At 69.2% G+C, this 21,683-nt stretch carries 16 protein-coding genes and 2 pseudogenes; 11 read left to right on the top strand and 7 right to left on the bottom strand.

What is annotated here, in order from left to right:
• Nucleotides 1-364: 364 nt before the first annotated feature.
• Nucleotides 365-2,416: pseudogene (locus tag ACZ4N5_RS36865) on the top strand (DNRLRE domain-containing protein); the annotation flags it as partial.
• Between the two features lie 15 nt (nt 2,417-2,431).
• Here ACZ4N5_RS36865 and ACZ4N5_RS36860 read toward each other — a convergent pair.
• Nucleotides 2,432-3,790, bottom strand: coding sequence for an IS4 family transposase (locus ACZ4N5_RS36860; protein ID WP_467761391.1), 1,359 nt, complete (start codon nt 3,788-3,790; stop codon nt 2,432-2,434).
• A gap of 2,183 nt (nt 3,791-5,973) precedes the next feature.
• Here ACZ4N5_RS36860 and ACZ4N5_RS36855 point away from each other — a divergent pair.
• The 3 genes and pseudogenes from ACZ4N5_RS36855 to ACZ4N5_RS36845 all read left to right on the top strand — a co-directional run.
• Nucleotides 5,974-7,638: pseudogene (locus ACZ4N5_RS36855) on the top strand (RHS repeat-associated core domain-containing protein); the annotation flags it as partial.
• Between the two features lie 503 nt (nt 7,639-8,141).
• Complete coding sequence (locus ACZ4N5_RS36850; RefSeq protein WP_467761390.1) at nt 8,142-8,705, top strand: hypothetical protein; 564 nt, start codon at nt 8,142-8,144, stop codon at nt 8,703-8,705.
• Between the two features lie 298 nt (nt 8,706-9,003).
• On the top strand, nt 9,004-9,621 hold the full coding sequence (locus ACZ4N5_RS36845; RefSeq protein WP_467761389.1) for a TOPRIM nucleotidyl transferase/hydrolase domain-containing protein: 618 nt from the start codon (nt 9,004-9,006) through the stop codon (nt 9,619-9,621).
• An 82-nt stretch (nt 9,622-9,703) separates the two neighbouring features.
• Here ACZ4N5_RS36845 and ACZ4N5_RS36840 read toward each other — a convergent pair whose 3' ends face one another.
• On the bottom strand, nt 9,704-10,495 hold the full coding sequence (locus ACZ4N5_RS36840) for an SMI1/KNR4 family protein (RefSeq protein ID WP_467761388.1): 792 nt from the start codon (nt 10,493-10,495) through the stop codon (nt 9,704-9,706).
• Between the two features lie 271 nt (nt 10,496-10,766).
• Between ACZ4N5_RS36840 and ACZ4N5_RS36835 the strand changes: the two genes are divergently transcribed.
• The 3 genes from ACZ4N5_RS36835 to ACZ4N5_RS36825 all read left to right on the top strand — a co-directional run bounded on the left by ACZ4N5_RS36835 (nt 10,767) and on the right by ACZ4N5_RS36825 (nt 13,466).
• Nucleotides 10,767-11,729 carry an NAD(P)H-dependent flavin oxidoreductase gene (locus ACZ4N5_RS36835; RefSeq protein ID WP_467761387.1) on the top strand — a complete coding sequence of 321 codons (963 nt, stop codon included), beginning with the start codon at nt 10,767-10,769 and terminating at the stop codon, nt 11,727-11,729.
• Between the two features lie 350 nt (nt 11,730-12,079).
• Entirely contained in the window at nt 12,080-12,685 is a 606-nt protein-coding gene (locus ACZ4N5_RS36830) for a hypothetical protein (RefSeq protein ID WP_467761386.1), read from the top strand.
• 244 nt (nt 12,686-12,929) lie between these two features.
• A complete protein-coding gene (locus ACZ4N5_RS36825; protein ID WP_467761385.1) occupies nt 12,930-13,466 on the top strand; it encodes a 2'-5' RNA ligase family protein in 537 nt (178 codons plus the stop codon).
• 34 nt (nt 13,467-13,500) lie between these two features.
• On the opposite strand, the gene ACZ4N5_RS36820 is transcribed toward ACZ4N5_RS36825, so the two are convergent.
• The 3 genes from ACZ4N5_RS36820 to ACZ4N5_RS36810 form a co-directional block, all read right to left on the bottom strand.
• Entirely contained in the window at nt 13,501-14,151 is a 651-nt protein-coding gene (locus ACZ4N5_RS36820) for a hypothetical protein (RefSeq protein WP_467761384.1), read from the bottom strand.
• A gap of 119 nt (nt 14,152-14,270) precedes the next feature.
• Nucleotides 14,271-14,771 (bottom strand): GNAT family N-acetyltransferase, encoded by a 501-nt coding sequence (locus tag ACZ4N5_RS36815; protein WP_467761383.1) that lies wholly within the window; start codon nt 14,769-14,771, stop codon nt 14,271-14,273.
• Between the two features lie 88 nt (nt 14,772-14,859).
• Complete coding sequence (locus tag ACZ4N5_RS36810; RefSeq protein WP_467761382.1) at nt 14,860-15,915, bottom strand: hypothetical protein; 1,056 nt, start codon at nt 15,913-15,915, stop codon at nt 14,860-14,862.
• Nucleotides 15,916-16,188: 273 nt separating this feature from the next.
• Between ACZ4N5_RS36810 and ACZ4N5_RS36805 the strand changes: the two genes are divergently transcribed.
• The 3 genes from ACZ4N5_RS36805 to ACZ4N5_RS36795 all read left to right on the top strand — a co-directional run bounded on the left by ACZ4N5_RS36805 (nt 16,189) and on the right by ACZ4N5_RS36795 (nt 19,117).
• Entirely contained in the window at nt 16,189-16,662 is a 474-nt protein-coding gene (locus ACZ4N5_RS36805) for a carboxymuconolactone decarboxylase family protein (RefSeq protein WP_467761381.1), read from the top strand.
• 112 nt (nt 16,663-16,774) lie between these two features.
• The gene (locus tag ACZ4N5_RS36800; protein WP_467761380.1) at nt 16,775-17,698 is read left to right on the top strand and encodes an RNA polymerase sigma-70 factor; all 924 of its coding nucleotides are present in this window, start codon (nt 16,775-16,777) and stop codon (nt 17,696-17,698) included.
• A 132-nt stretch (nt 17,699-17,830) separates the two neighbouring features.
• Nucleotides 17,831-19,117 carry an MFS transporter gene (locus tag ACZ4N5_RS36795; protein ID WP_467761379.1) on the top strand — a complete coding sequence of 429 codons (1,287 nt, stop codon included), beginning with the start codon at nt 17,831-17,833 and terminating at the stop codon, nt 19,115-19,117.
• 216 nt (nt 19,118-19,333) lie between these two features.
• On the opposite strand, the gene ACZ4N5_RS36790 is transcribed toward ACZ4N5_RS36795, so the two are convergent.
• Both ACZ4N5_RS36790 and ACZ4N5_RS36785 read right to left on the bottom strand, forming a co-directional pair.
• Nucleotides 19,334-20,101: a virginiamycin B lyase family protein gene (locus ACZ4N5_RS36790; protein WP_467761378.1), complete on the bottom strand. Its 768-nt coding sequence runs from the start codon at nt 20,099-20,101 to the stop codon at nt 19,334-19,336.
• A 246-nt stretch (nt 20,102-20,347) separates the two neighbouring features.
• On the bottom strand, nt 20,348-20,599 hold the full coding sequence (locus ACZ4N5_RS36785) for a hypothetical protein (RefSeq protein WP_467761377.1): 252 nt from the start codon (nt 20,597-20,599) through the stop codon (nt 20,348-20,350).
• 740 nt (nt 20,600-21,339) lie between these two features.
• Between ACZ4N5_RS36785 and ACZ4N5_RS36780 the strand changes: the two genes are divergently transcribed.
• Nucleotides 21,340-21,597: a hypothetical protein gene (locus ACZ4N5_RS36780; RefSeq protein ID WP_467761376.1), complete on the top strand. Its 258-nt coding sequence runs from the start codon at nt 21,340-21,342 to the stop codon at nt 21,595-21,597.
• Nucleotides 21,598-21,683 lie beyond the last annotated feature (86 nt).

The raw sequence follows: 21,683 nt of genomic DNA, 5'->3' as shown, positions 1-21,683 counted from the left end.
GCCTGGAGAGAGCACCTGACACGACATCAACTGCCCGGGGCCCAGCCGCATGCGCGTGTCCAGGATTCCGGGCAAGCCTCAACTCGCAAGCCACCAAAGGCCGTTCACTCGCACGTCAAGAACGGATAACGATTCCCACCCCCACCGGAGGGAAAGATCCACTTTGCCGACCCTTGCAGATGATCATCGTCTTTTGGGTCGGGGTAGCTTCACAGGCGATTCACACAGTTGGCACATCTCCACAAACTGAAGCGGGCGAAAAATTATGATGATGCGCGTGCCTTCGTCCCGAAGGCGCAGACGTCTTGGGTTAGCGGCTGGACCGGGGGCCAATCGGTGGGCGGCCGGTGTTCTGTCCGTGGCCCTGACTCTGACGATGCTGGACGGAGCGTACGCCTCGGCCGCCGTTCCGCCCCTGGCCCCAAAGGCACCGAAGAAGGCCGCGGCCACGCAGGCCGCGGACATACCGTCCGCACGCGTGGCGGCCCGGCTGTCCGGCAAGCGGGTGGAAGCTCTCTCCGAGCGTACGGAGACCTCCACGACGTGGGTGAACAAGAATGGTTCCCTCACCACGGAACTCACCGCCGGACCTGTCCGGTTCAGGGACCAGGGCACGGGACGGTGGCGCGACGTCGACCTGAAACTGGTACGGATGGCCGACGGGACGGTCCAGCCCGAGGCGCATCCGCGCGGACTGCGGCTGGCCGGCAGGACCGGCAGCCCGCTCTCGTCATGGGCGGCCGCGCGCAAGGCCCGATCCACCGACCTGGTGACGCTGGGCGGCGGCGACCGGCAGATCACCCTCCAGTGGAAGGGCGGCCTGCCGAAGCCCGAACTCCACGGCACGCGGGCCGACTACGTCGACGCGGTTCCCGGCGCGGACCTGGTCGTGGAGGCCACCCGTATCGGCTTCGAGCAGTACGTCTCGATCAAGCAGCGCCCGGGCGCGGACGGTTACTCCTACACACTGCCGCTGAAGGCCAAGGGCCTGAAGGCGAAGCAACTCGCCAACGGCAGCGTGCTGTTCACCGACAAGAAGAACAAGAAGCGGGCGGTGATGCCCGCCCCGATGATGTGGGACGCCACCGTCGACAAGCGGTCCGGTGAGCACACCCACAAGGCCAGAGTCGGCCTGAAGGTCGAGCAGAAGGGTTCCACCGTCAGCCTGGTGGTGACCCCGGACGCCAAGTTCCTCTCCGACCCGCACACCACCTTCCCGGTCACCGTCGACCCGTCCACCTCCTCGCTGTCGAACGTCTTCGACACCTATGTGCAGCAGGGCGAGACCGCGGACCTGTCCACCGACACCGAACTCGACCTGGGCAACCCGGGCACCACCAACTCCGACGGCACCCCTCGCTATGCGCGGTCCTTCATCTCCTGGAACACCACGCCCATCCAGGACGCACTCGTCTCCAACGCGAAGCTGTCCTTGTGGAACTTCCACTCCGGCAACACCGACTGCAAGGCCTACCCGTGGGAGGTGGGCTCCGCCGGCGCCGCCTCCACCTCCTCACGCTGGACCGCTCAGCCGTCCTGGATCGCCACGAAGGCCACTTCGACCGAGACCACCGGCAACCCCGGCTGCTCCACCCAGCCCGACGGCTGGATCAACGCGGACGTGACCACGCTGGTGCAGGAGTGGGCCTCGGCCAAGGCCACCAGCGGCCCCATGGGCCTGCGCGCCGCCAGTGAGTCGGTGTTGGCGCAGTGGAAGCGGGTCAACTCCGCCAACGCCGCGTCCAACCCTCCCAAGCTGACGGTGACGTACAACTACCGGCCCAAGACCGGCACCGACCGGCAGGCCGGCTCGCCCTTCTTCAAGGGCACCGACGGGGTCTGGTACGTCGACACCACCACGCCCACGCTCCGCGACACCTTCACGGACGTCAACAACGACACCGTCGACGGCACCTTCGAGATCGATGACGCGGCCACCGGTACGCAGGTCGGCAACTACCTGGTTTCGCCCTATGTGCCCAGCGGGCAGCCGGCGTCGGTGACCGTGCCGGCCGGGGTGCTGCAGAACGGCAAGACGTACAAGTTCCGCACCAACCCCTATGACGGCACGCACTACAACAACGCGTGGTCCGCGTACGAGACCTTCACCGTCGACACCTCCGCCCCCTCCGCACCGACGTCGGTGACCTCCACCGACTATCCGACCGCCCAGTGGGTCAAGGGCGTCGGCCAGGGGGGCGTCTTCACCGTGACCCCGCCCTCCGGCGACCAGAGCGGCGTGGAGTGGTCACTCGACGGCGTCACCTGGAACACGGTGCCCACCAACGGCACGACCACCCCGGTGAAGATCACCATCAAGCCGGACGTCGCCGGCACCAACGTCCTGGCGGTGCGTTCGACCGACAAGGCCGAGAACAAGTCCGACCCCGTCACCTACACCTTCCACGTGGGACCCAATGCCGTTGCTTGATTACTGGACTATCGCGGTGTGCAACGTGATGGCCTTGGCTGTGATCCGCCGTGTCGGTTGCCGGTCCCGGGTGTTGATCCGGTAGGAGAGCTTCGAGGAGTACTTCGAGTCCGGCCGTTTAAGGTGCCGGTCCGCCTCGCGCAGGCGCCTGGCGCCGTTGTCGAGCTTCCGGCGCACCTTCGCCGCCAGCACGGCCAGGAACTTCTTGATCTTCTTGGGCGTATCCGCGCACTGTCGGACCACGCTGCGCCGCGTGTGCTTGAGGACCTTGACGAACGAGACCCGATCCGGGTTGATGCCGTTGTCGTCGGCCAGACACATGATGACCCGCGTGAGGCAGTGGTGCACGACCAGGTGCGCCCAGACCTCCTGCCGCACCAGATCCGGGTCTCCCGAGCGCAGGACCTCGACCGGCCCGCGCTGGAAAGTCTTGATCTGCCGGAACGCCGACTCCGCCTCCCACCTGGCATGGTAGAGCCCTGCCAACTCCGCCGCCGGATACGCAACCGGGTCCAACAGATCAGTCAACAGCCTGACCACCTCGCCGCCGTCGACGCGGTACTCGACCACCCGGACCAGCACCCCGCCAGGATGCGCGCCCTTCTGCCCACCCAGATTCATCCTCCCCAGGTAGGTCCCGTCGGACAGATACTCAACCGGCCGGTGCGCCACCGGCGAGCGAGCCCGGATCAGCAGATGGGCCCCGAATCCGAGATAGGCCTTCCATAACTCGACCCCGGGAAAGCCCCGGTCCATGATGACGAGCATCTTGCTCGCCGAGGTCGCCAGACTGATCGCCAACTCCCGCTCACCGCCGCTGAATCCGCCCACCGCCGCGTCGATCTGCGCGTGCGTGCCACACTCGGTCAGTGTCACCACCCGCACTTGAGGGAACCCCGCCGGCCGGCCGTTCTTGACCGGCCCACCGAACGCGGCCCGGTTGGCTGGTGTGTCCGGCGCGTCCAGCACGAACCCGTCCACCGCGGCCAGCCGCATCCCGCGATAGAAGGAGCCCTCCAGACCGACGGGGGCCAACGGGTCGGCCAACTCGCGGAAGACGGCCTCCAGTACCAGCGGTCCCAGACGCCTGCGCGCCCGCGTGAACGAAGACTTGTTCGGGATGCTCCTACTCAACTCCCGACTGCCGCCTACCAGTTGCTCCGCCACATCGTCATAGGAGTCCTGCTGGAACAGCGCCAGGGCTAGCGTGAAGTAGACCATGAACCCGGCCGGCAGCGCGCCAGGCTTCTTGTCCCGGACCCGGCACTTCTCCAGCACCTCGGCGACCAGTTCCGGAGTCACCCACCGGGTCACCACCCCCAGTCGCACATGATCGGACAACCCCACCCAAGGATGCATGCCGGGCCCAACGACCGCGCTCCTCCGGCGTCACTGCGAACTGCTTGACGAGTTCAAGCAACGGCATTGACGTGGGACCAGGCGGTGTCACCAGCCCCCGCGACGGCACCCGCACCGCCGCACGGGTACCCCTGACCGCCGAGGCGGACAGCGGCAAGTACGACGGCGTCTCCTTCGACTGGCGACGCGGTGACGACGACGCGTGGACTCCGGTCCCCGCCGCGGACGTGACCGTGGGCGGACAGCCAGTGGCCTCCTGGCCGGCACCTCTCGCCGCCGGCAAGAGCGCCAAGCTCACCTGGAACGCGACCTCGACGGTCAACCCCGACGGTGACATCCAGCTGCGCGCCGACTTCACCGGCTCCGGTGGGCCCGCCTCGTCCGACCCGATCGGCATCGTCGTGGACCGGGGCGCCGACGGCGCCGCCACCACAGACATCGGACCCGGCTCGCTCAACCTGCTCACCGGTGACTACGGCCTCGCGGCCACCGATGCCTCCTTCTTCGGCATGACCGTGAGCCGGACGGCTTCCTCCCGCTCTCCCCACGCGGGTTCCGACAACGACCAGGCCCCCATCTTCGGCAAGGAATGGGTGTACGGCGCGGCATCCGACCAGGTGACCACCCCGTTCTCCTACCTGCTCAAGACCTCGGCCAAGTCGCTGACCCTCGTCATGACCTCCGACGACTCCCAGGTGCACTTCACCGCGGCGTCCGGCGGTAACGGCTGGGTGCCCGAACCGGGCTCCGAGGACTACACGCTCACCGGCTCCTTCTCCGGCGGCTTCACCGTCCGGACGAGCGACGGAGAGGTCACCACCTTCGTCCGCACCACGTCGACCAGCGACACCTGGCAGGCGAGCACCTCGTACATCGACGGGGTCCCGGACTCCACCGCGACGACCGTCTCGGCACCGGTCACCGTTGACGGTGTACAGACCGCGCACCCGAAGTACCTGATCGCCAATACCTCCGCCGTACCGGCCGCCTCCTGCCAGTCCGACCCCTCGGTCAAGGGCTGCCGACTCCTTGAGTTCATCTACGCCTCCACCACCACCGCGACCTCGTCGACGCCCGGTGACGTGAAGGACCAGGTGTCGTCGATCCGGCTGTGGGCCACTCCGCCCGGCGCGTCCGTCTCGACCGCCACCAGTGTGGCCGCCTATCAGTACGACGGTTCCGGACGTCTCGTCGAGTCCTGGGACCCGCGGATCTCCCCCGCCCTGAAGAGCACCTACGGCTACGACTCCGCGGGACGTGTCACCACGCAGACGCCTCCTGGACAGTTGCCGTGGACCTTCACCTACGGCCAGGCGGGCTCCAACCCGGCGGCCGGCGCCGGCATGCTGCTCAAGGCGTCCCGCCCGTCCCTCACCCCCGGCAGCGCCTCCCAGACCAACGGCACCGCCGAGACGAACGTCGTCTACGGCGTCCCGCTCAGCGGTGGGTCCGCGCCGGAGGACCTCGCCGCGTCGGCCACCGCATCCTGGGGCCAGAGCGACGTACCCACCGACGGCACCGCCGTCTTCCCTGCCGACCAGGTGCCCTCGAGCCACGAGGGACCGGTCCTCGGCTCCACGGAGTACCAGCGGGCGACCATCCATTACCTGGACGCCTCCGGTCGCGAGGTCGACGAGGCCACCCCCGGCCACCACATCAGCACGACCGAGTACGACGGGTTCGGCAACACCACCCGCGCCCTGACCGCCGCCAACCGGGAACTGGCCCTCGGCGGCACCGCGGCACAGCGCACTCGGCTCACGGACCTGGGCATCAACGCCCTCTCCTCCGCCGAGCGCGCCCAGCTGCTGTCCACCGTCTCGGTCTACGGCGCCGACGGTGTCCGTGAGACCGACACCTACGGTCCGCTGCACCAGATAACCCTGACGGCGAACCTGGTGAGCGGCAGCACCACGCTGGCCGGCGCCGGCAGTCAGCTCGCCGCACGCACGCATGCCGTCCGGGAATTCGACACCGGCCGTCCCACCGACGGCTCGGCGACCGTCGAGGACCAGGTCACCAAGGTCACCGAGGGCGCGCAGCCGCGCTTCTGGCCCGCGCTGCTGGCCGACCCCCGCGTCACCAGCAACACCATCGACTGGGCCAAGGGGCTGGCAACCGCCACCACTCAGGACCCGGGCGGCATCAACATCACCACCGAAACCGCGTACGACAGCCAGAGCCGCGTCGCGGCCGGCTCCCAGCCCGCCTCGACCGGCAGTGACGCCGGCACGATCAAGACGAGCTACTACACCTCGGGCGGCACCGGGGCGTGCGCCAACCGGCCCGAATGGGCCGACGTGGTCTGTCAGACCGCGCCCGCGGCCGCGATCACCGGAGGCGGCAGCAATCCGACCGGCCTTCCCACCAAGACCATCGAGTACGGCCTGTACGGCCAGGCCACGAAGGTGACCGAGGTGGCGAACGGTGTCACCCGTACCACCACCTCCGGCTTCGACGCCGCGGGCCGGGCGACCACCGTCACCACCAGCGGGGGCCTCGGCGCCGCGGTACCCGCGGGCACCACGACGTACGACTCCGCCACCGGGCTGCCGCTCACGGACACCTCGACGTCCGGCGGCAACATCACCAAGGCCTACGACACGCTGGGCAGGGAGATCTCCTACACGGACGCCGACGGCGGCACCACCACCACGTCGTACGACGCGCTGGACCGGCCTGTGACGGTGACCGACAGCGCCCCGTCCACAACCACCTACACCTACGACACCGCGATCGATCCGCGCGGCCTGGCCACCTCGGTCACCGATTCCGTGGGCGGCACGTTCACCGCGCGCTACGACGCCGACGGCGCCGTCATCAGCCAGGGGCTGCCCGGCGGTTACACCCTGGCGCAGACCACCGACCCCACGGGGGCGCCGACCAGCCGGGTCTACACCCGGACCTCGGACGGCACGGTCCTGGTCTCCGACAGCGTCACCCTGACCGTGCACGGCCAGCGGGCCACGCACACCGGCACGCCCGGAATCACCGCCTCCCAGGCGTACACCTATGACGCGGCCGGGCGGCTCACCCAGGTCCAGGACACGAGCACCGACGCCTATTGCACCACCCGCTCCTACACCTACGACAAGAACAGCAACCGCAAGACCCTGGTGACGGCCGGAGGGGCGGTGGGCGCCGACTGCACCACGACCGGCGGCACCACCACGAGCTACTCCTACGACACCGCCGACCGGCTGGTGAACACCGGCTACGTCTACGACGCCTTCGGCCGCACCACCAGCCGGCCCGGCGCGACACTGGCCTACTTCGCCAACGACCTGGTCCAGCAGCAGACCGCCGGCAGCCAGCGCCAGACCTGGACGCTGGACGCCACGATGCGCCTGCGGTCCTGGACCACCGAGAGCAACTCCTCGGGCACCTGGACCCAGACCGGGTCGAAGGTCAACCACTACGACTCGGACGACGACAGCCCCCGGTGGATCACCGAGGACACCACCGGCGCCGTCACCCGCAACATCGAAGGCGCCGACGGCAACCTCGCCGCCACCACCACCAAGACCGGTGGTGTGGTCCTGCAACTGGCGAACCTGCACGGGGACGTCACCCTGCAACTGCCCGCCGACACCTCGGTCGCGCCGACTGTCCTCGACGCCGACGAGTACGGCAACCCCAGGGCGGGCCAGCCGACCGCACGGTACGCGTGGCTCGGCGGCAAGCAGCGCTCCGGCGAGACCGTCACCGGGCTCATCCTCATGGGAGTGCGGCTCTACGACCCCACCACCGGCCGCTTCCTTTCCATGGATCCTGTGCGCGGCGGCAGCGCCAACGCCTACGAATACGGCAGTGGCGACCCCGTCAACAGCTACGACCTCGACGGGCGGTGCAACAAGGAGTGTCACGAGGCCAAGGCGTGTATGAGCCTGGGCTATTCGAACTGCGTGTTCGTCATGTACTTGTCCGGCATCCTGTCATGGAACATCACGACGAATAAGGGTCGGCGCAACGCCGTCCGCCACTTCATCTGGCAGGCCAGCCTGACGTACTTCTTCGGAGCGAGAGCGGCCAAACGGCTGGGAGACGCCCACGAGTGGGGGGAGAAGTGCACGCCGCGACACTGCGACACAGGCAGGGACCAGTACAACAACCGAGTGGCACGGGTCTTCGAGAGCAGTAGCTGGAATCGCAGCCAGACTCGCTACTGGCTGAACCGGGGACAGCTCTTCCAGTACCTCTACAACATCGGCAACTGGCTGTACAGGAACCGCTATCTCAAGTAGCCGCTGTCGATACACCGAAGTGATCTGACCGATCGACAAGCCGGGCGCGGTCTTCCCTGAGTGGGGACCGCGCCCGGTCATCAACTGCCGTACTCCTAGGAGCACCGTTGTTCTCCACTGCATCGTCCGCCTTCACCCGCGCCGGGCTGGCGGCCGCCCTCCTGCTGCCGACGACTTTCCTCGGGGCCTGTTCCGTCATCGGTGGCGACAACTGCCATGGCACGAAGGACGAACTCAAGCGGTTGGCCGCGCAACCGCTGCTCGACACGGCGCCCGCCGGTGCCGCGGCACCCACCAACTACCGAGGCCTGGGCATAACCACGGCGTGCGAGGGCGACGACAGCAGCAGCGGAGAGCCCTGGCTGCACGCGGACCGCTTCTACGCCTTCCCCGGCAAGGCCGAGGACGTCATCGCCCACTACACCAAGGAAGCCGCGGCGGCCGGCTGGCAATTCGAGCACGACCCGGACCCCGCGGCAACGCCGGCCACCGTGGAAGGCGCCTGCTGGACCAGGACCGAAAAGGGCCGTCATCTGCTGCTCAACGTCGACTTCCGCAGCCCTGACTACTCGCCCGCACCCGAGGTGGGCACGGGCATCGGCTACACGGTGTCGATCGGCACGACGCCCGACGGCAACAACGACGACAACCAGGCCACCTGTTGGCATTAGCCAGTACTCCAGCAGCGTCCGCTGTCCGGGGTGGTCACAGCCATCGTCCGGAGCATGATGGGCTGATGGTGCATCAGGGGCGGTGCATCAGGGGCGGTCTCGGCGGACCGCCCCTCCGGTGAGTGGTCCGGTCAGGGAACTGGCCGGGCTGCGATCGGGGAAGCCTCCCGCCGCGCTCGACGACGTTGCGCACGCGGGCCTGCAGTCCTTCTGGCGAGTGATGTCCGAGCTGCCTTCGCAGGAGCGAGGCAGGCGAAATTCGCTACCGTGTCAACCGGGAAGGGCTCAGACTCGTCGCGTGACTGACATGGGGACGTTCCGGGAAGCGGTCACCGAGTGGGCGGCCGGTGCGCCCGGTGACCCCGCTCGCGAGCTGGCCGCGCGGCTGTCCGTCCGGGTGGCGGTCCTGCTCGAAGGGCCGAGCGATGTGGCGGCGGTCAGCGCGCTGGCCGACAGGCGCGGCCGTGATCTGGAGGCCGAAGGCGTGTGTGTCCTGGCGATGGGCGGTGCGATGAGCGTCGCCCGCTTCGCGTCTCTGCTCGGGCCACCCGGACTGGGGCTGCGCCTCACGGGACTGTGCGACGAGGCGGAACGTGGCTACTACGCGCGTGGCCTGGAGCGGGCCGGTGCGGCCGAGCAGGAGTTCTTCGTCTGCGCGGCGGATCTGGAGGACGAGCTCATCCGCGCGCTGGGCGTGACACGCGTGGAAGAGCTCGTCCGGGCCGAGGGCGACCTGCGAGCCCTGAGGACCTTCCTGCGCCAGCCCGCACAGCGGGGCCGCACCGCGCAGCAGCAATTGCGGCGCTTCCTCGGCACGAAGAAAGGACGCAAGATCCACTACGGCCGTGTCCTCGTCGAAGCCCTCGCCCCCGACCGCGTACCCGCCCCGCTCGACGACTTGCTCAGCAGCCTCTGACCGCCGCACGGCTCGTCCGGCGTCGGGCCCCGGAACGCACCTGCCGCAGAGAACGGCCCACCCAGCCACATGAGTTGGTTTGTCACCCGCCGAGGAGCCGAGCATTGGGCAGGAAACGATTCCTGTCGTCCGGCGCGACGATGTCGTCCAGGTCGGTGAAGTAGAACGACGTCGTCGTGGCCGCAACCACCTCGAGGAGGAACTGGCTGCACGACATCGGATACGTCTCCCAGAGAGGGCCGCGTCCCTCATTGAGGATGACGGTCCACTCCTCGGGCTCGACGCCGGGCCGGACCAGCCAGTAGAGGTGGTGGCCCCCGCCTTCCGCGTACCCCCAGGGCATCAACCTGGTGTTGCCCTCCTGGAGTTCTGACGGCTTGTCCTCGCTGGCTTCCCAGAGTTCGGCGAGGATCTCCTCCCGTTCCGCCCTCTGGGCGAGGATGTCGTACATCGGATTCGGGCAGCCCGGTTCCAGCAGCCAGAGCATCCCCGCGAAGACCCCTCCCCCGTACATCTCGACGAGCCGCTTGTAGTCGGCAGGCAGCGCGACGCCCAACTCCGCCTCCACGGCTGCCCACTTCACGGATCGGCCGCCGTCGGACGGCGGGCAGAGGCGCGTGAGCGGTTCGGTGTGACGCAGGCTCCGAGCGATCCGTATGTCGCCCGGCAGGGCGCTGAAGCGTGGTGGGGTCCTGGAGGAGTCCAGGACCACCGCACGCATCCGGTCACCGACCACGGGATGAGGCGTGTCCGACCGCCATGAGGGGTGCTTGGCCTGGTCGATGAAACCGTCGTGCCCGTCCGCGTGGACGGCGGCCCCCGCCGGAGCCACGGCCGTGACAACTACCTCGTACTCCTGGTGATCGGCAAGCATGGCCTCCACCCTGTCCCATGTCGGCGGACGGCGACACGGCGGGCTGCCCTGAGAGCTGTCCGGGAACGCGGTGGTGGCAGGCGGCCGTGGACCTTCTGACCGACCAGCCCCACTCGACCTTCGGCGCACGGCAGGTGAGGGCCAGGCGAAGGCGGTCGTACGAGGGCTTCGCACTCGCCCCGCACGCCTGTGGCCGGCCCATGCGCTCGGTCGCGCCCGGAGCACCGCGCGGACTTCCCCTCGCGTACCGGGTAGGGGGACGATGGCAGTCATGACTTTGTCGACGGCGTTCACGAAGTTGTTCGGTGTCCAGCACCCGATCGTCTTGGCTCCGATGGGCGGATCGGCCGGCGGCGAGTTGGCGGCCGCCGTCTCGCGCGGCGGCGGGCTCGGCCTGGTGGGCGCCGGAGGCGGCGACCCGGACTGGCTGGCGCGCGAGTTGCCGATCGTGTCGGGTGCCGGGAAGCCATGGGGTGTGGGGTTCCAAGCATGGGCGACCAACATGGGCGTGGTCGAGCAGACGCTGGAGCACGGCCCCCGAGCTGTGATGTTCTCCTTCGGAGATCCGAGCCCGTACATCGAACGGGTCCGTGACGCCGGTGCGGCAGTGATCATCCAGGTCACCGAACTGGAGGAGGCCAAGCAGGCGATGGACCTGGGCGCCGACGTCATCGTGGCGCAGGGCACGGAGAGCGGCGGGCACGGCGCCCGGCACGGGCGATCCACGCTCCCCTTCGTACCGGTCGTGGTGGACCTGGCCGATGGAGTGCCGGTGCTGGCGGCCGGTGGGATCGCCGACGGCCGGGGTGTGGCCGCCATTCTGGCCCTGGGCGCTGCCGGGGCGCTCATCGGCACCCGCTTCCAGGCAACGGCCGAGGCACTCATCGACCCCTCGACCGCCAAGGCGCTCGTCGAGGGCCGCGGGCAGGACACGGAGCGCAACCGCATCCTCGACATCGCCCGAAGTTCCCGATGGCCGTCGAGGTACACAGCTCGCACTCTGGGCCACCCCTGCCTCGACCGATGGAGAGGCCGGGAAGCGGCGCTCGCGGCGGACCCCGCGGCAGCCCGTCTGGCCTATCAGGCTGACCTGGCACGCGGCGATGTGCCCGCCTTGCCGGTGTGGGCGGGCGAGGCCGTCGATCTCGTCACCGACCTGCCACCCGCAGCCGAGCTTGTCGCCCTTCTCGCCTCGGAGGCCGGCCATGCCCTGGCCCGAGCGGGACGTCACTGACCGGAGCCGCACACCGTGACCAGAAGGCCGCCCACCACGGCCGGGGGCTCCTCCCCCACATCCTGGCCTGCGCCATGCACAACTTCACGAAAGACGGGTAGTCGCTCTGACGGAAAGTCACCATGCCCCGGAGAACGGTTCCGACCCGCCCCCGTGACAGCCCAACGGCATCCGGCACGACACCGCTCGACCGCTTCGACTCGGCTCACGGACCGTGCACACCCGTGCCTCGAGACCCTCTTCCACTCCCACGTACGCACGCGACCGGCCGAGCCTCGGCATCACGACCGCCGCACCTCACGTGGCTGGGCCGGTCCGGTCTACGGCATCGCCGGAACAGGAGCACGCCCATGCGCCTTTACGCCCAGACCCCAGCGCGTCGGAGCCGTCAGCTGTTTGCCGACCTGATCGCGGTGACCCTGATCGCGGTCGCGGTGTGGTTCGCCCTGGCCGTCCACGACGCGATCATGCTGCTGGCCGAGCCGGGGCGGAAGGCCCAGAGCGCGGGCGACAGTCTCGCCGGCGGCCTCGATGACGCCGGTGACGCGGCTTCGAAGGTGCCGCTCGTCGGAGGCTCCTTGAAGAAGCCGCTCCAGTCCGCCGCCGATGCCGCCACCGGTCTCTCCGACGCCGGACAGTCGCTGGAGGACTTGGTGGGCCGCGTGGCCACACTGGCCGCGGTCGCCCTGATCGTCCTCTCAGTGGCCTTCGTGCTGGTGTTGTGGCTGCCACCACGCCTGCGCTGGATCCGGCGCAGCGTCACCACCCGGCGTCTCCTCGACGCCCCCGGAGGCGCTGACCTGCTCGCGCTGCGCGCACTGACCGGGCCGCAGCGGGATCTCGCGGCTGTCTTCGCCCCGCCGGGTGGCCTCGCCGACGCCTGGCGGCGCGGAGACCAGAAGGTCATCGCCGACCTGTCCAAGGTGACACTCAGGCGAGCGGGTCTGCGGCCGTGACGAGCGAAATGAGCACCTGCCCCACCACACCCGGGAGTCCCGGAGCCCAGGAGGTCAGGAGGTCAGGAGGTCAGGAGGTCAGGAGGTCAGGAGACGATGGTCCAGCGGGTGAAGGCGACGCCGCCGATGTCGTCCCGGCCGTCGACTGTCCGGCGGCTGTCAGGCCGGAGCCTCGGACCGAACCCGCTGGGCCCGACTTCGGAAATCGGTCGCGGCCCTCTGTATCCGCGGATAGACATAGGCCATGACAGGTGACGACTCCAGCAAAACTCAAGCAGGACAGTCGGGACTGGTGGTGAGGGTCCCCGAGGCGGAACCTGCTGTTCGAGCGTGGCGGGACCGGCTGGACCCGTCCGCCCGTGAGGCCGTCCCGGCGCATGTCACCGTGCTCTTCCCCTTTCTCCACGAGAGCCGCATCGACAGCGACACCTTGGCTGCCATCGATGGTGTGATCGGGCGTCATAAGCCCTTCGAGGTCCGGTTCGAGCGCTGCGGGCGGTTTCCGGGGATTCTGTATCTCGCCCCTGAACCGGACACCCCCTTTCGCCGGCTCACCGAGGCCATCGCGCATCGGTGGCCCGAAACCCCGCCGTTCGGCGGGCAGTTCGATGACATCGTCCCGCATCTGACCATCGTCCAGGGGCAGGACGATGCCGTCCTGGACGAGGTCGAGGCCGACCTTCGCGGCCGACTTCCCATCACTGCCCGCGTATCGTCGGTCGATCTCATCGTCCATGACGGATCGCAATGGCAGCAGCGGGCGGCGTTCGCGCTGCGGTGACACCGCGACGAGCGAGGCGCTCAACCGCCGGCTCTCAGTGACCGGCCGGCGGCTCGAAGCAACCCGTCTCCGGGTAGGGACCGTTGGCCGACACCTGATAGTTGGTCTTCTGCACGAACGCGGTGACGCAGGCGTCATCATGGACGCGCAGGCCCACCCGCGCGCCCTCGTGCGTGACCTCCCGGCCGTTCTCGAAACGCGCGTCCATCGGCTTGACCTGCAGTGTCCCGCCGAGCAGCTTCCACTTGGCGTCGAAACGCTCCTCCTGGTAACCGAGCTCGAGCATCGCAGCGCGGACCGTCTTCGGGTCCCACGTCTTGTGCTGCCACAGCCGCTTGAGCACAGGTTCGATGCGGGCGGCCTCCCGCTGGGCGTCCTTGGCACTCGTCGCGGACATCTGGCCCGCGATCCGGAAGCCGTTGTTCTCGCGGTAGTGAGGCGCGCCTTCACCGGCTCCCGGTTCCACGTAGGGAGACCCCACGGGGGAGCTCGGGGTGGCTCTGTTCCCCGCATCGGCCGCGGTCCCGCCGATCGCCCCCGTCGTCACGCGCTCCGTGCCGCACGCCCCGAGCGACACCGTGGCCAGGGCCACCAGAGCCGCCGCCACGGCACCCCTGCCGCGCCACCCGGACCCGCACTGTCCGACCGCGCCCAACGCACCCTTGCCCACACCTGCCTCCCGCACCTCTGCGTCCCCCGCTCCAAGATCGAGCCCATGCCAGGAGCCGCCCCGGCCTCCGTCGTGAGTATCCGTACTCATTCGGCGCTCGGGATGCCTCTCCATGGAAGTGCTTCTCCAAAGCCTCAGGTCAGTTGCTTGTGCATGACGATGCAGGGGCGGCCGTGCCGGCGGTCGGTACGCCGGTCGATCTCCTGCCAGCCCAGGGCGCTCCAGAAGGCCAAGGAGGCCGGATTGTTCTCCAGAACGGCCAGCCGGAGGCCGTCTCTGCCCTCGCGTCGGAACCGTTCCTCGACAAGGTCGGCCAGGAGGCGTCCGACACCCGTGCGGTGAAGGCTCCCGTGCACCAGCAGCAGCCCGATCCACGGTCGGCCGTCGGTGGGGTGCCGGTCGAGCAGGCACAGCAGGCCGACGATCCGCTCCTGCCCGTCACGGGCGAGCAGGACCTCGCAGCCCTCGGTCTCCGCTTCCTCCCGCAGATCGGCCTCGACCCTGTCGGCCGGAATACGCTCAGGGTCGTACTCGCCCGCAGCGCGGCAGTACTCCGGGTTGCTCGCGTAGAGGCCCACTACCCCGGTGATCTCTTCCGGGGAGAAACGGAAGGGGGAAAGCGACAACGATGACATCCGGGCAGGGTATCCAGCCGTACCTACAACGGTCAGGACCGCGCGCGCTCGGACCTTCTCCACCTCGTCCTCGGCCTCATCCTCGACCTCAGGTGCGGCGGGCCCACCGTGCGGCCCGTACCGTTCCTTCCTGGATGTCCCGCTGGGGCAGTTGAAGGCCGAGCGCCTCGTCCAAAGCGTGGAAGTAGAGGGCGAACTCGCTGGTCACTTCGGGGTGGTCCAGTTCGGCGCGACGTACGGCCTGGTTGAGGAAGTCGAGCCGGCCGCCCCGGTAGTAGGGGGCGCGGCCCCGGTGGTACCAGCTCAGTTCCAGTACACCCCGGTCGTCGTCGACGCGGCAGCCGTCGCGCGTGTAGTCGAAGGTGTAGATGCCCTTCGCGGCGCAGGCGCTCAACCGCACCGTCTCCGTGACCCCGAGCCGGGAGAGAGCCGCGCTGTCGGCCCGGACGCCGGGTGGTGTGTCGTGGTACATCAGGAATACCCAGTCGCCTGCCTGCCCGAAGCAGAAGGTCTCCCAGGCGGTTTCCCAGTGGTCACGGCCGGAGTCGTCCACGCCGGGCAGGTCCGACAGGCGTGTCCCGGTGGCGGTCTGTTCGGGGTCGGCTCCGTGCAGGAGGGCGATCTGTTCGGCGTTGATCCCCTCGCCCCGGAAGAATTCGAGGTTGGTGTACGGGTCCTGGTCCCGCCATGTGCCTGCGATCCAGGCGAGGCGTTCCAGCGGTTCGCGTCCGCACGCCCGTGGCGCCTGCGCACCGTCCGTGCCGCCGCCGCGGAATCTACGTCCCCATGCGGGGTTGATCCGGTCGAGCATCTCGGCCTGCCCGGTGACGAGGTTGGTGACCGGGCCGTGGCCCGGGGAATGGGCCACGATGTACTCGGCGAGATGACGGACCGCTTCCTCCGCGGCGAAGTACAGCACCTGGTCGAGATCCCGGGTCGCGAAGATCTCCTGGTGGGAACTGCGGTAGCCGCGCACAGTGCCGTCCTCGTCCAGAACGAGGAACAGGCCACCCGGATCACCCACGAGCCGTTCGTACTGGTCGCGTGACGTACCGATGGCCGGAAGCATGGCGTCGTCGAGCAGGTCGGAATCGGCGGCCGCCCGGTGCCAGGCGTGTCTGAGTGAGTCCTTCGTCAGCTGCATGGGCGTCAGTATGCGGCCCTGAACTGACAATGCTGTCCCGGACGGCGGGGCAACTGCGGCTGCTCGAAGTCGACTTGACCCGCCGGACGTTCATGGCGAGTGCTGCCGAGTTCTGCCCGGTCGTACCCGCCCTCGAACTTCCGAGGACAGCATGGACTCGGTCGCTGACACCCGGCGACGGCGGGAGACGCGGGCCGCATGGGCTCATGTCACAGGACGCCGGGCCACCTCGTCTCAAGGGGTGTAACCACTGACGACCACAAGGAGCCCCCCATGGATCCCCGACTGAACTACTTCGCCGACCCGACCGCCGGCAAGGCCCTCAAATACTTCATGTCGGCGGGCAAGGCACTCAAGGACTCACCGCTCCCGGCCGCGACCCAGGAGCTGGTGGCGCTGCGCGTGAGCCAGATCAACGGATGCGCAGTCTGCGTCGACATGCACACCAAGGAGGCCGCCGTGGCCGGCGAGACCTCGGTACGACTGAACCTGGTCGCGGCGTGGCGGGAGGCCACGGTCTTCACCGAGGCCGAGCGCGCCGCGCTGGAGCTGGCGGAAGAGGGGACCCGGGTCGCGGACGCGGCCAAGGGCGTCAGCGACGAAGTGTGGGCTCAGGCCGTCAAGCACTACGACGGGGAGCAGCTCACCGCGCTGGTGATCCTGGTTTCCTTCATGAACTCGGTGAACCGGCTGAACATCATCGCGCGGCAGCCGGCCGGCGACTACGAGCCCGGACAGTTCCACTGAACGGCATCAGCACCGAGGGCAGGGCAAAGCCGGGCGGGGCAGAGCCTGCCAGGGCCGGCAGCGCAGGGACGGGGGCAGGGGCATGGCGGGAGTCCTGGGAAGGTGAATCACCGTGAACAAGGTTGAGGAGTTCGAGGAGCTGCGACCGCTGCTGTTCTCGATCGCCTACCGGATTCTGGGCAGCGTGAGCGAGGCCGAGGACGCGGTGCAGGAGACATGGCTCCGCTTCGACCGCTCGACGACCACACCCACGTCGGCCAAGGCCTTTCTGTCCGCCACGGTGACGCGGGTCTCGATCGACGTACTGCGCTCCGCGCGCGTACGACGGGAGGAGTACGCCGGCCCGTGGTTGCCCGAGCCGCTGCTGAGTGATCCGTATCAGGATCCGGAGCGCTCGGCGGAGCTGGCCGACTCCGTGTCGATGGCGGCGCTGCTGTTGCTGGAACGACTCAGCCCGTTGGAGCGGTCGGTGTTCGTGCTGCGGGAGGTGTTCGCCTTCGGGTTCGACGAGATCGCCGCGGCAGTGGGACGTTCGGAGGGGGCGTGCCGGCAGTTGCTGGTGCGGGCACGGCGGCACATGGAGGCCGGACGGCCGCGGTTCGAAGCGGACCGCCGGGAGCGGCGGGAGCTGGCGGCGCGGTTCGTCGACGCGTTGAGAGACGGTGATGTGGGTGCGCTGCGCAATCTGCTGGCCGCCGACGTACAGATGGTCGGGGACGGCGGCGGCAAGGCCCCACGCCTGGCCAGGGCCGTCGTCGGCGCGGAGAATGTGGCCCGCCTCCTTGCCTCCGTCTTCCCCGCGATGGCCCGGATCGACGTGACGTTCGAGCCGCACGAGGTCAACGGGCAGCCCGGCGCGATCTTCCGCGCACCGGACGGCAAGATCCTGCACATTCTGGCCCTCGATGTCCTCGACGGGCGGGTCCAGGCCATCCGTTCGGTGATCAACCCGGACAAGCTCGGCCACCTCGGGCCCGTCGCCGACGCCTGGGCCGTCGACCGCGAGGTGAGGCGGGCCCGCCGACAGATGAACTGACGCCGTAGGTCCTTGGGTCCGTGGGTTCGCAGGTTCTTGGGGCGAGGTGGGCTTCAAAACAATTCGCCCTGGCCAGAGGGCGCCCGTTACCCTGCGCGACGTGAACCACCCCAGCGCATGCCGCCGTCCCTCATGAGTCTCGCCCGAACCCTGATCGACGTCCGGCCCCTTCGTACGTCCCCGGTCTTCAGGCGTCTGCTGATCGGCCGGACCGTGTCCGTGCTGGGCAGTTTCATGACCATGGTCACCGTCATGTACCAGGTCTGGGACATGACACACAGCACTGTCTGGACCGGCGCGGTGGGGCTGGCACAGGCATTGCCGATGGTCGTGTTCGGGCTGTTCGCCGGCTCATGGGCGGACCGCGGTGACCGTCGGCGCATCTTCCTGTTCGCCACCGTCGGTCAGGCGGCCGTCTCCCTGCTGCTCGCGGTGCAGGGCTTCAGCGGGCACGTACCGGTGGTGGGCGTGCTCGGCCTGGTCGCCGCGCAGTCCTGCTGTTCGGCGGTCGGAGGTCCCGCGGCGGGCGTGTTCGTGCCGAGGCTGCTGCCGAAGGACCAGGTGGCGGCCGGGCTGGCGCTCCAGCAGGTCACGGGTCAGGCGATGATGCTCGCCGGTCCGGCGCTCGGCGGCATCGTGCTCGGTTGGGTGGGCATCGGCCCCTGTTACCTCGTCGACGCCCTGTCCTTCGGGCTCGCCTTCTACGGCGCGTTCGGACTGCCCGCTCTGCCGCCCGCGGGTGAACCGTCGCGGGCCGGACTGCACGGGGTGTTGGACGGCGTCCGCTTCCTGACCGGGCACCGGGCGGTCCGTGGCGCCCTGATGACCGACCTGGCCGCCACCGTGCTCTCGATGCCGACCAGTCTCTTCCCGCTGGTCAACGCCGAACGATTCGGCGGCAGTCCGCGCACCCTCGGGCTCTTCATGTCCGCGATGGCCGTCGGCGGCATCGCCGCGTCCACGCTGTCCGGCACGGTCACGCGGCTCGGGCGTCCCGGGCCGGTGATGCTCTGCGGTGCGGGGCTCTGGGGAGCGGCGCTCGCGGCCTTCGGCCTGATCCGCGATCCGTGGGCCGGACTCGGACTCCTCATCCTCGCCGGGGCCGCCGATGCCGTCTCGGTGATCTCGCGCAGCACGATCGTGCAGACCCACACGCCGGACGCCCTGCTGGGCCGGGTGACGGCGGCCGAGCAGATCGTCGGCCAGGCCGGCCCCAACCTCGGCAACCTGCGCGGCGGCGTCGTCGCCGGCTGGGCCTCGGGGGCGACCGCGCTGGTCAGCGGCGGACTCCTGTGCCTGCTCGCGGTCGTCTGGGTCGGTGCGAAGACGCCGGAACTACGCGGCGGATCCGCCCCCGATCCCTGCACCGGCGCCACGCCGCTCCAGCCCTTGAACGTCCCCGTACCGGACGGACCGTGACGTACGCGGCCGCGTCAACGCCCCTGGCTGCATCCTCCGTCGCCCACCGAGTTGCGGGGAACGGCCGTCTTCGGCACCAGGGTGCGCGGGGGGCGAGCCCGACCGCTCCCCCGGCCGGCTCGGGCCCGCCGGGTTGCGCCCTCCCGCACCACCCCGCACCATCCCAGCGCGACCCGGCCCGACGGCTCAGCAGCCCGCTCCTTCCCGTAGTGGTGGTCAGTTCCCCCCGGGCCGATTGTCGATCGGCGGGAACGCGACACCAGTCGGGGTGTTGAGGCCGGAAGCGGGAAGTGTGTCCTGGCGACCGTCGGCCTCTCGGACTCGTACCACCCGATTGTTGAGTCCATCGGCCACGTAGAGGCAGCCGTGGCCGTCCAGGGCGATGCCCAGCGGATCGCTCAGGCCGGTGGTGGGCACCGTGCTCTGCGTATTGCTGCCCGCGGACACCTTCAGCACGCGGTTGTTGCCGCTGTCCGAGATGTAGAGGTCCCCGGCGGCGTTCAGCGCCAGCCCGGTCGGCTGGGACAGGCCAACGGTGGGGACCGTGGTCTGACCACTACCGTCCGCGGCAACCTTCACCACCCGGCTGTTGACGAAGTCGGAGATGTACAGGTCGCCGCCGGGGCCCAGGGCCAGGCCCCAGGGATGGAGCAGTCCCGTGGCCGGGACGGTCGTCTGGCCGCTGCCGTCGGAGGGGACCTTCACTACGCGGTCGTTGAAACTGTCGGCGATGTAGAGGTTGCCGTGGGCATCGACGGCGAGGCCCAGCGGGCGTGACAGGCCGACGGTGGGGACGGTGGACTGCGGCCCGCCCTTCGCCTCCAGCTTGACCACCCTGTTGTTGCCCGTGTCGGAGACGTAGAGCTCGCGGGCGGTGTCCCACGCCAGACCGGTCGGACGCACTACGCCGGTGAGAGGAACAGTCGTCTGACCGTCCCCGTTCGCCGGCAGTCTCACCACGCGGTCGTTGCCGTAGTCGGACACGAACAGAGGTGGTCTGGCCGGTGAGGGACCATCCTCCTGTGCCGCACCCGCCGGTCCAGTAGGGAGTGCACAGAGCACGAAGACCCCTGCGGCAGCCGCAATCCGCCGGGCCCAGCTCCGTCTGCGGCCATCACGGGTCGGAGTCTCGCGCGTTCGTGATTCCGTTGTCCTGCGCTTCACGATTCGCCCATCTGTTCTCGACGGTCGGCGCGTTGCCGAACCGCCTGCGGAAACGGTTGCCGCCGCTCAGGCGTGAGGCAGCGCCGCTGGTACGACGCGCGCCCGTCCGGAGGCGGAGGCGCCGTCGTGGGTTCGGGCGGCGGCCAGGTCGGCGGCATGATCGATGCCTTCCCCCTTGTCGCGCCGCATCCCACTGCCGTCGCCCGCTCGGCCGACCCGCGTGCCGGCAGCACGGGCGGGGCGGGCGTCCCGCTCGATCCTGCGGACGTTGACCCGGCTCCCGTGCGGCTCCTGAGCCCGCACTCCTCCGACGCCCACCGACGAGCCCCTTTTCGGTACCGACGCCGGACTTCCTCCGCCAGGACCTCGACGCCGTCACCGCCGACCTCACGAAAACCATTTCACCGGCCGCTGCGCCGCCCGGTACGTTCAGCTCGTGTGCTACTACGCCTTGAAGCCCTACAAGCTGCATTACGCGTGCGTGCCCTGCCGCATCGCGTTCAAGCGGCATCACAGGCCCGGCGAGCACCGATGTCCTCGCTGCTCAGAGCGCATGACCTGCGCCGGCCACGATTTCGCGGCACCACGGCGCCGAGAAACCAAGGCCTGGACGGTCGTGGCCGCAGTCCTCGACGCCGGGCTGCGTTACGAAGGCCGTGAGCCGTGCGGCTGTGGCAAGGAACCCAAGTTCCGCCCCCGTACCCGAGTCCAGCTTCGGGCACGTCGGATCGCAGCAGCCCGAACCGGCATTCCCCTCGCCGACATGCTGGGACGCGCGGATCCAGACGCATCCGGCTGATCTGACCGGACGGCGTACGAAACGGCGTCCGATCCCCCTGTCAGCCATAACGTCGTTCACGCAACCGCGACCAGAGCCAGCTCCGAGGAGCGCCTATAGGACCGGCGCGGCTCCGGGCTCGAGGCATTCGGTGCACCTCGCGAGCCGTCGGCGATCCTTGCAGAACGCGCCCGTGACTCCCGGCCGACGGAACCGGTATGCGAAGACCCACCGTGCGCCTGCGCAACGGGCGCCGGGTGAGGCACTTAAATACCGGAGCATGACTACCGAGTCTCAGCGTTTCACCGTCTTGCTGGTCCCCGAATACCTCGAGAACAAGGACGCGGCCTCCGCGCAGGACTCGGCGGTGCGATCGGCGGTCGTCGAAGCGACCGGCGAGACAGGCGAAACGGGCTACCCGCGCTACGCCGGGGACGGGATCGTGGCCGACATCGACCCCCGTTCGCGCACGGTCGAGGCGGTGCTGGTCGATGGCTCAGAGCTGGACTACGGGCTGAACGCCATGGTCGCTTCCTGATCCGACCGTGGCCCTCCCTCCCGAAGCCGCTGTGAAGGAAGCCCTTGTGAAGGACGTCGCTGTGTAGGGCTGACGGCACCGGCCCG

The sequence above is a fragment of the Streptomyces sp. NPDC026500 genome, from assembly GCF_055567635.1.
This window is presented reverse-complemented; position numbering and strand designations above follow the sequence as displayed.

Excerpts from the sequence above, each read along its gene's own strand:
- ACZ4N5_RS36860 (WP_467761391.1), bottom strand. The coding sequence starts at position 3,790 with ATGCATCCTTGGGTGGGGTTGTCCGATCATGTGCGACTGGGGGTGGTG.
- ACZ4N5_RS36840 (WP_467761388.1), bottom strand. The coding sequence starts at position 10,495 with ATGCTTGCCGATCACCAGGAGTACGAGGTAGTTGTCACGGCCGTGGCT.
- ACZ4N5_RS36835 (WP_467761387.1), top strand. The coding sequence starts at position 10,767 with ATGACTTTGTCGACGGCGTTCACGAAGTTGTTCGGTGTCCAGCACCCG.
- ACZ4N5_RS36830 (WP_467761386.1), top strand. The coding sequence starts at position 12,080 with ATGCGCCTTTACGCCCAGACCCCAGCGCGTCGGAGCCGTCAGCTGTTT.
- ACZ4N5_RS36825 (WP_467761385.1), top strand. The coding sequence starts at position 12,930 with ATGACAGGTGACGACTCCAGCAAAACTCAAGCAGGACAGTCGGGACTG.
- ACZ4N5_RS36815 (WP_467761383.1), bottom strand. The coding sequence starts at position 14,771 with ATGTCATCGTTGTCGCTTTCCCCCTTCCGTTTCTCCCCGGAAGAGATC.
- ACZ4N5_RS36810 (WP_467761382.1), bottom strand. The coding sequence starts at position 15,915 with ATGCAGCTGACGAAGGACTCACTCAGACACGCCTGGCACCGGGCGGCC.
- ACZ4N5_RS36805 (WP_467761381.1), top strand. The coding sequence starts at position 16,189 with ATGGATCCCCGACTGAACTACTTCGCCGACCCGACCGCCGGCAAGGCC.
- ACZ4N5_RS36795 (WP_467761379.1), top strand. The coding sequence starts at position 17,831 with ATGAGTCTCGCCCGAACCCTGATCGACGTCCGGCCCCTTCGTACGTCC.
- ACZ4N5_RS36780 (WP_467761376.1), top strand. The coding sequence starts at position 21,340 with ATGACTACCGAGTCTCAGCGTTTCACCGTCTTGCTGGTCCCCGAATAC.